Genomic DNA, 12177 nt, shown 5'->3' with positions numbered 1-12177 from the left:
CACCGGAGGACCGAACCCACTGTCGTTGAAAAGCCAGGGGATGACTTGTGGATAGGGGTGAAAGGCTAATCAAACTCGGTGATAGCTGGTTCTCCCCGAAAGCTATTTAGGTAGCGCCTCGGACGAACACCATTGGGGGTAGAGCACTGTTTCGGCTAGGGGGTCATACCGACTTACCAAACCGATGCAAACTCCGAATACCGATGAGTGATATCCGGGAGACACACAGTGGGTGCTAACGTCCATTGTGGAGAGGGAAACAACCCAGACCGCCAGCTAAGGCCCCAAATTCCTAGTTAAGTGGGAAACGAGGTGGGAAGGCATAGACAGCTAGGAGGTTGGCTTAGAAGCAGCCATCCTTTAAAGAAAGCGTAATAGCTCACTAGTCGAGTCGGCCCGCGCGGAAGATGTAACGGGGCTCAAACTAGGAGCCGAAGCTGCGGATTTGAATTTGTTTTCAAGTGGTAGGGGAGCGTTGTGTAAGCCTGTGAAGGTGTGTCGTAAGGCATGCTGGAGGTATCACAAGAGCGAATGCTGACGTGAGTAACGATAATGCGAGTGAAAAGCTCGCACGCCGGAAGATCAAGGGTTCCAGTCCAACGTTAATCGGGGCTGGGTGAGTCGACCCCTAAGGCGAGGCCGAAAGGCGTAGTCGATGGGAAATCGGTTAATATTCCGATACTTGTTTATAATGCGATGGAGGGACGGAGAAGGTTATGTCAGCCTGGCGTTGGTTGTCCAGGTGAAAGGATGTAGGCTTACAACTTAGGTAAATCCGGGTTGTTATATGGCTGAGATCTGATAGCAAGCTGTACTTGTACAGCGAAGTGGCAAATACCATGCTTCCAGGAAAAGCTTCTAAGCAATAGTTATAAACGAATCGTACCCTAAACCGACACAGGTGATCAGGTAGAGAATACCAAGGCGCTTGAGAGAACTCTGCTGAAGGAACTAGGCAAAATGGTACCGTAACTTCGGGAGAAGGTACGCTGTTGATGGTGATAGGACTTGCTCCTTGAGCTGTTGACAGTCGCAGATACCAGGCTGCTGCAACTGTTTATTAAAAACACAGCACTCTGCAAACACGAAAGTGGACGTATAGGGTGTGATGCCTGCCCGGTGCTGGAAGGTTAATTGATGGGGTTAGCGTAAGCGAAGCTCTTGATCGAAGCCCCAGTAAACGGCGGCCGTAACTATAACGGTCCTAAGGTAGCGAAATTCCTTGTCGGGTAAGTTCCGACCTGCACGAATGGCATAATGATGGCAGCGCTGTCTCCAGCAGAGACTCAGTGAAATCGAAATCGCAGTGAAGATGCTGTGTACCCGCGGCTAGACGGAAAGACCCCGTGAACCTTTACTACAGCTTTACATTGAACTTTGACCTGACTTGTGCAGGATAGGTGGGAGGCTTTGAAGCCGAGACGCTAGTCTTGGTGGAGCCAATCTTGAAATACCACCCTGGTCATGTTGGGGTTCTAACTCAGGTATAACAATACCGAGGACAATGTATGGTGGGTAGTTTGACTGGGGCGGTCTCCTCCTAAAGAGTAACGGAGGAGTACGAAGGTGCGCTCAGACCGGTCGGAAATCGGTCGTAGAGTATAAAGGCAAAAGCGCGCTTAACTGCGAGACCCACAAGTCGAGCAGGTACGAAAGTAGGTCTTAGTGATCCGGTGGTTCTGTATGGAAGGGCCATCGCTCAACGGATAAAAGGTACTCTGGGGATAACAGGCTGATACCGCCCAAGAGTTCATATCGACGGCGGTGTTTGGCACCTCGATGTCGGCTCATCTCATCCTAGGGCTGAAGCAGGTCCTAAGGGTATGGCTGTTCGCCATTTAAAGAGGTACGCGAGCTGGGTTTAGAACGTCGTGAGACAGTTCGGTCCCTATCTACCGTGGGCGTTGGAAATTTGAGAGGATCTGCTCCTAGTACGAGAGGACCAGAGTGGACGAACCTCTGGTGTTCGGGTTGTCACGCCAGTGGCATTGCCCGGTAGCTACGTTCGGATGGGATAACCGCTGAAAGCATCTAAGCGGGAAGCCCACCTCAAGATTAGATTTCCCTAAAGAGCCGTTGAAGACTACGACGTTGATAGGCAGGGTGTGGAAGCACAGCGATGTGTGTAGCTAACCTGTACTAATTGCTCGTTTGGCTTGACCATACAACACCCAAGTGGTTTGTATCAAAGCTCTAATTAATCTATCTTGTATAAGCGAAAGCTTATAGAATATATATATTTCGATATCACCTTTAACCTTGATTCAGTTAGGTTACAAGTTGGTCGACCAATAGATAATATCTTGACGTCATAATAACATCAGACTCATATCTAACCCCCTTTGCTGACGACAATAGCGCGATGGCCCCACCTGATCCCTTCCCGAACTCAGAAGTGAAACATCGTAGCGCCAATGGTAGTGTGGTTCGCCCATGTGAGAGTAGGTCATCGTCAGCTCTCTATTCTAAAAAAGAGTCATCCTTAATTGGATGGCTCTTTTTTTTATCTTTTATTCCTAGTGACCTACACAGTAAATCCTATTTAAAGAATTTGCTCTTGTGCTGCCTAGCAAAGCAGTGCTTTGCCTTAACGGCGCTCAGGTCATCGTCAGCTCTCTATTCCTGATTATCCCCCAATCATTTATCTGGTTGGGGGATTTTTTATATTTTAATTATTAGTCAACAATTATAAGTTAATGTATCATGATACTTTCTCAGCATGGTGTTAATTAATGATAAGGGTAACAGCGATGGTTTGCTTGAAGCAATACTAAGAGCATGGCAATCTGAGCAGGTAGTTCCACTATTTGTTAGTGAAGGTACATCTAAGCAGAAAATAAATTCAATACGAAGTAGTAGCTATTTAAATACGGTTTATAGAGAGGTTCTCACTACTTTAGAGCCTTCTTTAGTTATATATGGATGGGGATTATGGGAACAAGATATCTATATTTTGGAGCGTATAGCCTTGTCCCAAGTTCGGAGTGTTGCAGTTTCAGTTTATGGGAATGATCAGGCCTATTGTAATAGAGTAAGTCATATTATACATCAAATATTAGGAACCCAAGTTCAAGTGAGTTTTTTCCTTAGTAATAGCTCAGGAGTTTGGAATAATGCTATAGTCAATCCAGAATAAAATTAGTACAACCCATATCATGAAACAGCTTAGGTAAATTATTCTCCATCCACCCTTGTCGTAGAAACTTAGCCTGTGCCCATTTTTTTTCAATAGGGTTTAAATCAGGGCTGTAAGGCGGTAGAAATAACAAGCGATGACCATGCCTGTTGAGTAATCTCTGAACGCGTTTATGAAAGCTGGCGTTATCTATGACGATTACGCATTTTATTTTAAGACTTGGTATTAGCGTGTTTTTGCACCAGTTGTAGAATATGTCGCCATTGATATTCTTTTCGAAGTAATCAAGTGCAAATAACGCTTTTTCATATAAGGCACCAATAACATTGGTGCGTTTTCTACCTTGCCAGTTATAGCTATCGATGCAAGGGGTACCAATAGGTGCATAGCCATGAGAGCGGATGGTCTCAGCCTCGAAGCCACTCTCATCCATGTATACAATTGCATAGCCTTGAGCGATGTAGTCGCCCAGTTTACTTAGATATTTAGCTCTGTTTAATGGGCAAGCTTTTGGATGCTCTAAGGTCTTTTTTTTGACTGATACCAAGACGTTTTAAAGCGGCCTCGATGCCCGACTTACTACAGCCAAAACGCTGTGCTCTCTCGTACATGTAATCGTCTGGATGCTGTTCAACATCTTTTAATAAAGCTTCGTTAGGTATTTTACTGGGTGGTTTATTGCGAGTGAGTTTAATACTAGGGTCTTTGAGCCAATTCTGTAGCGTGGCCTTACTAATGTCATAAAATGCACAAGCTTGTCTGATACTCATATCTTGTTGTTCGACACTTTTAATCACTTGAGCACGGAAGTCTGCTGAATAAGTCATAATCTTTTTACTTTTCATTTATTTTAAAACTACTGTACCACTTTTATAAAGGCTCTACTATAGTTAGCAAGCATAAGTAATAAAAGTGTTTTTCGCTAACATCTGTTATTCTTTCATTTAGCTTAGTGTTGTCTTAAAATGGAGTTCTGTACATGATTCAAAAATTATCTGAAAGATTTGATCAGTTATTTGAAGAAACGAAAGAAATTGAAGCAACACGTGGAACACAACATAATCAACTTGTCGGAAATGTTAATGTTGTAGATAATGAAAAAACCCTAACTTGGAAAGTAAAATCTAAAAATTTATTAGTTTCCACATGTGGCAAAGATTCACAACACTATGAAGAGTTTATAAAGGCGGAAAAGCTACGTAGTTACGAAACTCAGTGGGATGCATTTAAGAGAATGAAGTCTGTATTTATAGCAGCAATGGATGATTATAAAAATGGTTATCTAACCTCATTAAAAAATTTGATACAAGCAGATGTTTTTGATAGCGAACTTGAACAGGCTCAAGAATTGCTGTCTAGTGGATATAAGCTAGCAGCTGCGGTTATTGCTGGGGTTGTATTGGAAACTACACTTCGTGATATATGCTATCAAAACGCCTTAACTATAGGTAAATTAGATAAAATGAATTCAGATCTTGTTAAAGCGGGAGTTTATAATAAGCTCCAACAGAAAAGAATTACCGCTTTAGCAGATATAAGAAACAGCGCTGCACATGGCAAGCCTGAAGAATTTACCGATAGCGATGTGGCAATTATGATTAGTGATATTGAACAGTTTCTAATTGTTCATTTAGCTTAATTAATTCTTACTTCTCTAGCAAAGTTATTAAAGGTAAAAGAATATGTCTCGTTTTTTAGCAATCTTCGTTTCTATTGATTTTTTAAAAATATTCATACCAGCTATTATCGCTATAGCGACTGCCTTCTACTCTCACCAATCAGCAGTAAAACTCCAAATAAATGAGCAAAAATCAGAACAACGAATTGATCATCTAAAAAAATCTTTTAAATCTTTGTTGATGTACAGTAGTAATCCAAATAAAGAAGAAGCCGCTAAACATCTTAGAGATGCATCAATATCCATCCAGTTCATGGGTACAAAATGGCAAGTAGAACAAATGCAGCAGTTAATAGATTCAGAATTAGGAACAGGAGACTCTGATTTTTCTTTTGATCCTTTGATTGCATCTCTTCGAGATGAACTAAGAGAGAGTCTTGACCTTGAGGAACTGGAAGGAAAAGTGTATTGGGTTCATCCTATACATAATGAATTATCTAAAAATAAATCTCAGCAATAAAATGCTTTTCATCTTCTACAACTTATATCAAAACAACTCACCCATCTCAACGTCTTCTTCAAAATCAAATCCCAACTGCTCGTTTTTACGCAGCCGCATGAGCTCGATACGTAGTTTACGTCCTGCGATAAGCCTTAGTACCTCGCGTTGCTGCTCTGTCGTCATATGATGCCATCGTTGGCGCTCGGCTCGACTGCGCAGGCAACCAAAGCAATAGCCTTTTTTATTGATCGTGCAAGTACTGCTAATATCAAGCAGTTCAATCAGACTTAAATATGTTACTTTAAATGGTGCATTTAACTTTATAGTCGTAAAACGATATTATGTTGAAAATCAGTAGTCCGATAATAACTACCAAAGAGAACCCCATGACCACCTCAAAAGTAACCTACCAAGGCAATTTACGCACCCAAGCCATTCACCTACAGTCGAATAATCAAATAATTACCGATGCACCGACTGACAACCAAGGTAAGGGCGAGGCGTTTTCACCGACTGATTTATTGGCGACTAGCTTAGCCAGTTGCATGTTGACGATTATTGGTATCAAAGCTCGTGATATGGATATCGATATTGCAGGCACTATGGCTGAAGTGACCAAAGTAATGGCAGCTGACCCAAGACGTGTTAGCGAAGTACATATCGTAATTACTTTTAATCAACAGTTAGATGATAAAACGCAAAAAATATTCTATAACACCGCCTTAACTTGCCCAGTGGCTAATAGCTTGCACCCTGATATTATTCAAAAAGTGACTATTAATTCTAAGAGCTATTAATTCTAAGATTTGCTGATTCCAAGAACAACTAATTCCAAGAACTAGTGACCTCTATAAGGGTGATTGATATGGCTAGCAAAACCTTACTTATCGTTGCGCATGCACCATCGCCGAATACTAAAAAATTAGCACAAGCGGCCTACGATGGTGCGAACCATCCTGATATAGATATCAATGTCATTCTGAAATCACCACAAGACACGCAGCTTGAAGATGTACTCGCGGCGGACGCACTTCTTCTTGGAACGACAGAGAATTTAGCGTATATGGCTGGGCTCACCAAAGACTTCTTTGATCGTTGCTATTCTCCTGTGTTAGAGGAAAAGCAGGGTATGCCATTTGCGGTATATATACGGGCAGGGCATGATGGTACAGGCACCAAGCTTGCGCTCAAAACGATTACAACGGGGCTACGTTGGTCATGGATTCAAGAGGCGCTGATACTACAGGGCGATTGGCAAGACAGTTTTGCTGAGCAAGTAGAAGAGCTTGCTATGACATTGGCAGCTGGATTAGAAGCGGGTATTTACTAGTTTTTAATTCTGAATTGGGTTTAAAAGGCTGTTATGAATAATAAAAACTTAGGCAACACCGGTATCAATAATCAAAGTAAGCTACCGTTTTCGCAAGCTTGTGAGAACAATAAGCGACCCATTCTGTCTGTTTTGCAAAAAGAGTTAGTAGGATATTCGCAAGTATTAGAAGTAGGATCAGGAACGGGTCAGCACAGCGTGTACTTTGCACCAAACCTAACTCATCTCAATTGGCAAACTAGCGATATTGTCGCCAATCACGCTGCTATAAAAGCTTGGCATGATGCTCACCCTGCCTCTAATTTATATAAACCTTTGGCTTTTGACTTAACGACTGACACGCTACCTAGAAGCCTTAACAATGAGTCTTCTATAAGTGCTAACGACAAGCCTTATGATGCAGTATTTACGGCCAACACTTTACATATTATTTCGTGGTCTTTGGTCGAAAGACTTTTTGAGTCAGTGGGAGAGATGTTACCTGATAGTGGTAAATTTATAGTGTATGGCCCTTTCAATGACAATGGGCTTTATACGAGTAACAGCAATCGTCAGTTTGATAAAGCACTACGACAACGTGATGCTAATAGCGGTATACGCGATAAAGAAGATGTTGTAGCGTTGGCTGAAAAAAATTGGCTGACATTGGTTAAAGTGTATCCGATGCCAGCCAACAATCAGCTACTTGTTTTCAAAAAGATAGAGTCAGTTTAGTGCGTGTTGAACATTCACAAGAAAGCACTGCTGATAGCTAAAGTGGTGCAAAATAATACCATTCATAAAAATGTCATTTAACAACTTGAGTAGCAACTCATTTGTAAGTATTCTCTAAAAAGTTTAGATAACGATTCCAAGAGCGTTCATCTGCGCGAGCATCATATCTATCTTTATTATTGAAGTCCGTAAAAGCATGTACTGCACCACTATAAGTAATCATTTCATGCGGTACTTTAGCTGCTTCTAGCGTTTTGTTAAGCGCGGCAAAATCTTCGAACGGTACGGCTTCATCGGCTGAGCCATGAAACACCAATATCTCGCCTTTAGTATTGCTATAGCTTTGACCTGTTGGCGTCTCCAAGCCACCGTGAAAAGGGACAAAGGCTTTTTGCTCAAATCCTGAACGTGCCAGCTCTAGCGCGACACCACCACCGAAGCAATAACCCATCGTCACGCCTTCGCGGACATTATTACCTTGGGCTTGTCCAGTATTTAACGCCGCCGTCAGAATACGGCGCATCTTACTGCGATTCTTATAAAGCTCAGAAGTCAGACGCTTTTTGTCTGCTAACTCAGTCGGGCGAATACCCGTGCCAAACATATCAGCAGCTAGGACATTATAGCCCTCAGTCGCCAGCATATCAGCTCGTTTTTTTTCGTAATCAGTCAACCCATCCCAATCATGAATGAGCAAAATAAAAGGCGCATTGGCCTTATCGGCTTTGGCGTAATAGCCTTCATAATTTTGATTGTCTACCGTATAAGTGATATTTTTAGTCGTAATAGCTGCTGCTGTTTGACTAACGGTCAGTGCCATTAAGCCCAATGACGTGGTAAAGAGCAGAGATTGGCACAAACGCTTAGCGGGGTGAATGACGTTCGATAACATAAGTAGTCCTTTATTTATGAATGATCAGGGTAAATGCTTGGCTGAGCTCTCTTTTTATTCATAAGATGTGGCTCGCAAGCAAGCTATAGTTTGATGAAGCATATTTTAGCAAGGCATACTTTAGAGAGTACCTTATAGAACCTGCTCATGACAAGCATGGCTATCAATAATAAAATGCACCTCATTTTTACTGTCAATTCCCAGTATTATTAACCAAATATCAACAAGCTTAACTATTTATATGACGTGTAACTTTGAATTTTTCGCTAAGATAAGTCGCAAGCCTATAATTTCTTTATCTTTTTAACAATCAGCATCGCTAAAACACAGACAATTAAACGACAGTTGAAGTCATTATTATCTCTAGGGATATTAGAACTGTGTAGGTGCTTTCTTTGGTCTCATTAGAGTCCATTTCACTTATAAGCTAGGATATTTTATGAAAAAGAATATTGATCATAACGACCCCGCCAAAGATATGAACCCTGCGCGTGGTAATGGTGGCGAGACTCATCAGCGTGCTAGTGACGATGGCAAGGTGTTAACCACGCAACAAGGCGTTGCAATTTCAGACAACCAAAACTCGTTAAAAGCTGGCGCACGTGGTCCGGCCTTGTTAGAAGATTTCGTCTTACGCGAAAAAATCAATCACTTCGACCATGAGCGCATTCCAGAGCGTATCGTCCATGCTCGTGGTAGTGCGGCGCATGGTTATTTTGAGCTAACAGAGTCATTAGAAGAATATACCACCGCTAAAATTCTGACTGAAACAGGTAAGCAGACACCTTTATTTACGCGTTTTTCTACGGTTGCCGGTAATAAAGGCTCCAAAGATACGCCACGTGATGTCCGAGGGTTTTCTGTAAAAATTTATACTGAAGAGGGTAATTGGGATATTGTCGGTAACAATATGCCGATTTTCTTTATTCAGGATGCCATTAAATTTCCAGATTTGATTCATGCGGTGAAACCAGAGCCTGATCGCGGATTCCCACAAGCAGCGTCTGCCCATGATACTTTTTGGGATTTTGTCTCGCTAAGCCCTGAAACCATGCACAACCTGATTTGGCTAATGAGTGATCGCGCGCTGCCGCGTAGCCTACGTATGATGGAAGGTTTTGGTATTCACAGTTATCGCCTGCTCAATAAAGACGGCAAAAGTACCTTTGTACGTTTCCACTGGAAGCCCGTACTTGGTGTCCAATCAACGACATGGGATGAAGCGGTAAAAATCTCTGGCGCAGATCCTGATTATCATCGCCGTGATCTATATGAAGCCATCGATAATGAAGCGTATCCAGAATGGGAGTTTGGTGTTCAGCTGTTCACGGAAGAAGAAGCCAATGAGTTTCCATTCGATCATTTAGATGCGACCAAATTGATTCCGGAAGAAATGGTACCAGTAAAAATCATTGGCAAAATGGTGTTGAACCGTAATGTAGACAATTTCTTCGCAGAAACTGAGCAAGTAGCCTTTTGTCCCTCGCATTTGCCACCTGGTGTTGACTTCAGTAACGACCCATTATTACAAGGTCGCCTGTTCAGCTATCTCGACACCCAGCTATCGCGCTTAGGCTCGCCTAACTTTGCCCAGATTCCTATTAATGCGCCAAAGTGTCCGTTTGCCAACAATCAGCAAGACGGTCATATGCAGATGCAAGTGCCGAAAACTCGCACCCTTTATGAGCCACAAAGCTTAGATGCCACTCGTCCACGTGAAAGTGTCAAGCGTGGCTTTGAGTCGTTCCATGAGCAGTTAGATGACGGTGTAAAAGGCCGCGTACGCGCTGAGAGCTTCGCTGACCATTATAGTCAGCCGCGTATGTTCTATCGTAGCCAAACGCCTACAGAGCAAGCACATATCGCTTCAGCTTATGCGTTCGAGCTAGGTAAAGTAGACACCGCACACGTTCGTACTCGTATGCTAAGTCACTTGCCGCATATCGATGAAGACTTGGCCAATCGAGTTGCGAAAGCCTTGGGAATGGAATTGCCTGAACCTGCTGATGCCGCAGCCCCAGTAGTAGATATGGCGACTTCAAAACCTCTACAAACTATCGGTCGAACGCCTAAAACTTTGAATGGTCGCTTAGTCGGTATTCTAGTAGCTAAAGGGTCAAAGCATAGCGAAATTCAGAAGTTTGAAGAAGCGGTCAATAAAGAGGGCGGCATGGTAAAAATCGTTGCTCCTAACAAAGAAGTAGAGTTGGATGACGGCACACGTATCCAAGCCGACGAGCGTTTGGCTGGTGGCCCTTCAGTATTGTTTGATGCGGTAGTCAGTATCATTATGCCGGATCAAGCCAAAAAGCTTGCAGAAGATAGCTCAGCATTAGATTGGTTCACCGATGCTTACGTGCATTGTAAGGCCATTGCTTATTGCGGGGCGACGGATGAGTTTATATTAAGTAAACTGCCCGTCCAAAAAGATGCTTTTGTCACGCCATTGGCTGATTTGGATATCTTTATTGATAATGCAAAATCTCGTCTGTGGGAGCGTGAACCAAAGGTACGTGACCTTGCTTAATTAAACCTGTTTTACTATACAAAGAATCCAGCCTAAGTGCTGGGTTTTTTGCTTTTATAACCCTACAATTATTATTCACTTAGAAAGATAGCCACAAGCGTTCACTGAATGTCACTGACTATTAGATAACGAAGGTTATAATAAAGAAAATTATATTCATTAAGGTCTGTTGAACATTCAAATATTAGGACTGCTGATCGCTAAAATTGCACCAAACCTTTTATTAAATCAGGCGTAAACCGACGATAATGTCGAGACCTTAGCTAGGTTTATAACGACGTTTTGGGTGGTTTTAGCCACTGCCAGTGCCACATTTGAATGTTCAACAGACCCTAATAAAAGTAGTCTGATACGATCAGGCTTAGGGTTAGATAATGAGTTTATGTGAGATTGTACGTCTTGATGGTTATATACAAAGCACCTATTTAGCAGTATATCCCGATAAATTGATGTTGCTAGATGGCTGTTGCCGTGCTGACGTCTCTATGGTTCTTAGTTACATTCAAAAAACGCTGCAACGTCCTATAACAGACTTGAAGGTCGTTGTCGTGACGCATATGCATCCAGATCATGCAGGAGGTGCTAGTGCGCTCAGAAAAGCGACAGGCTGCCTTATTGTTTCCGCAGATAAACCGAAGCCGTGGTATGCAGGTATTAGTGGAAAAGCTATGTATTTAACGGATATTGCGCTGGCTCATTATGTTGCTCGTCGTACACAACGTCCTTATGCAAACCTATGGTACCCAACACATCTGCGCCCTGATATTACCGTTAAGGAGGGTGATTGTATTCCTAGCTTTGAGGAGTGGCAGGTACTGGAAACACCGGGTCATACCGATCGGGATTTGTCTTTGTTTCACCTTTCAACTAGGCAAGTATATACGGCTGACTTAATTATAAAGCTACGCCATAAGTTTGTCGCTCCTTTTCCAGTTCATTATCCAAAAGCTTATGTTCAATCTCTTCAAAAAATAAAAGACTTACGTCCTTCTAACGTTATGATGGCGCATGGCTGCGAGCTGCCTATTGACGCGGCAACTTTTGACATGCTTATCGCACAAGCTCCCAAAAAGCCTCGTACTATAACCGACACCATTAAGCATAAATTAAAAGGTGGAAAAACAAAGGTCAAGGATTACTAAAGTAGAATAGCTTCTATAGGTAGTCCTCTATAAATCAGATACGATGTCAGGCTCGCTTAGTCTACTATTTGCAGTACTCTCATTCGCTTTCCCTATATCCAAATTATATCGATATAGTCAGTGAAAGTAATATCGTCGCGTTTTTAGGATATTTCAGTTATATACACTATTCTTTATTAAAACCAAATTTAAGACAAAAAAAGCCCAGCCATTATAAATAATGGCTGGGCTTTTAGAATATGGTGGGCCGACCGCGACTCGAACGCGGGACCAATTGATTAAAAGTCAACTGCTCTACCAACTGAGCTATCGGCCC

Annotated in this window: 12 protein-coding genes, 1 tRNA gene and 2 rRNA genes; 10 read left to right on the top strand and 5 right to left on the bottom strand. The window is 42.3% G+C overall.

Features of this window, described 5'->3' with window-relative positions:
- From AAEY79_RS13790 to AAEY79_RS13780, 3 genes are all read left to right on the top strand, one after another.
- Positions 1 to 2164: ribosomal RNA gene (locus AAEY79_RS13790) — 23S ribosomal RNA — on the top strand; the annotation flags it as partial.
- 180 nt (positions 2165 to 2344) lie between these two features.
- A 5S ribosomal RNA gene (gene rrf / locus AAEY79_RS13785) occupies positions 2345 to 2458 on the top strand.
- 261 nt (positions 2459 to 2719) lie between these two features.
- Positions 2720 to 3136, top strand: coding sequence for a DUF4917 family protein (locus AAEY79_RS13780; protein ID WP_025653068.1), 417 nt, complete (start codon positions 2720 to 2722; stop codon positions 3134 to 3136).
- Here the strand turns inward: AAEY79_RS13780 and AAEY79_RS13775 are convergent.
- Complete coding sequence (locus AAEY79_RS13775; protein ID WP_156915661.1) at positions 3123 to 3683, bottom strand: IS630 family transposase; 561 nt, start codon at positions 3681 to 3683, stop codon at positions 3123 to 3125. The two genes, AAEY79_RS13780 and AAEY79_RS13775, sit on opposite strands and share 14 nt — an antisense overlap.
- The gene (locus AAEY79_RS13770; RefSeq protein ID WP_037026110.1) at positions 3622 to 3963 is read right to left on the bottom strand and encodes an IS630 transposase-related protein; all 342 of its coding nucleotides are present in this window, start codon (positions 3961 to 3963) and stop codon (positions 3622 to 3624) included. The genes AAEY79_RS13775 and AAEY79_RS13770 overlap by 62 nt, the downstream gene beginning before the upstream one ends.
- A gap of 152 nt (positions 3964 to 4115) precedes the next feature.
- On the opposite strand from AAEY79_RS13770, the gene AAEY79_RS13765 reads away from it, so the two are divergent.
- On the top strand, positions 4116 to 4775 hold the full coding sequence (locus tag AAEY79_RS13765) for a DUF4145 domain-containing protein (protein ID WP_025653070.1): 660 nt from the start codon (positions 4116 to 4118) through the stop codon (positions 4773 to 4775).
- Positions 4776 to 4818: 43 nt separating this feature from the next.
- Positions 4819 to 5274, top strand: coding sequence for a hypothetical protein (locus AAEY79_RS13760; protein ID WP_025653071.1), 456 nt, complete (start codon positions 4819 to 4821; stop codon positions 5272 to 5274).
- Between the two features lie 27 nt (positions 5275 to 5301).
- Here the strand turns inward: AAEY79_RS13760 and AAEY79_RS13755 are convergent, their stop codons facing one another.
- Positions 5302 to 5505 carry a DUF1289 domain-containing protein gene (locus AAEY79_RS13755; protein ID WP_264673015.1) on the bottom strand — a complete coding sequence of 68 codons (204 nt, stop codon included), beginning with the start codon at positions 5503 to 5505 and terminating at the stop codon, positions 5302 to 5304.
- A gap of 137 nt (positions 5506 to 5642) precedes the next feature.
- On the opposite strand from AAEY79_RS13755, the gene AAEY79_RS13750 reads away from it, so the two are divergent.
- From AAEY79_RS13750 to AAEY79_RS13740, 3 genes are all read left to right on the top strand, one after another.
- Positions 5643 to 6053: an OsmC family protein gene (locus AAEY79_RS13750; protein WP_025653072.1), complete on the top strand. Its 411-nt coding sequence runs from the start codon at positions 5643 to 5645 to the stop codon at positions 6051 to 6053.
- Between the two features lie 68 nt (positions 6054 to 6121).
- Entirely contained in the window at positions 6122 to 6586 is a 465-nt protein-coding gene (locus AAEY79_RS13745; RefSeq protein WP_025653073.1) for a flavodoxin family protein, read from the top strand.
- 33 nt (positions 6587 to 6619) lie between these two features.
- The gene (locus tag AAEY79_RS13740) at positions 6620 to 7300 is read left to right on the top strand and encodes a DUF938 domain-containing protein (protein WP_025653075.1); all 681 of its coding nucleotides are present in this window, start codon (positions 6620 to 6622) and stop codon (positions 7298 to 7300) included.
- A 97-nt stretch (positions 7301 to 7397) separates the two neighbouring features.
- Here AAEY79_RS13740 and AAEY79_RS13735 read toward each other — a convergent pair whose 3' ends face one another.
- Positions 7398 to 8192, bottom strand: a complete 795-nt coding sequence (locus AAEY79_RS13735; RefSeq protein ID WP_051395153.1) for a dienelactone hydrolase family protein — start codon at positions 8190 to 8192, stop codon at positions 7398 to 7400.
- Positions 8193 to 8631: 439 nt separating this feature from the next.
- On the opposite strand from AAEY79_RS13735, the gene AAEY79_RS13730 reads away from it, so the two are divergent.
- The gene (locus AAEY79_RS13730; RefSeq protein WP_025653077.1) at positions 8632 to 10719 is read left to right on the top strand and encodes a catalase; all 2088 of its coding nucleotides are present in this window, start codon (positions 8632 to 8634) and stop codon (positions 10717 to 10719) included.
- A 374-nt stretch (positions 10720 to 11093) separates the two neighbouring features.
- On the top strand, positions 11094 to 11861 hold the full coding sequence (locus AAEY79_RS13725) for an MBL fold metallo-hydrolase (protein WP_025653078.1): 768 nt from the start codon (positions 11094 to 11096) through the stop codon (positions 11859 to 11861).
- A 240-nt stretch (positions 11862 to 12101) separates the two neighbouring features.
- Here the strand turns inward: AAEY79_RS13725 and AAEY79_RS13720 are convergent.
- Positions 12102 to 12177, bottom strand: a tRNA-Lys gene (locus AAEY79_RS13720).

Origin of the sequence: Psychrobacter sp. GW64-MNA-CIBAN-0177 (assembly GCF_040309585.1) — a bacterium.
In the GTDB taxonomy this organism is placed as follows: domain Bacteria; phylum Pseudomonadota; class Gammaproteobacteria; order Pseudomonadales; family Moraxellaceae; genus Psychrobacter; species Psychrobacter okhotskensis.
The sequence above is the reverse complement of the archived record's forward strand: the minus strand, read 5'-3'. Positions and strand labels throughout refer to the sequence as shown.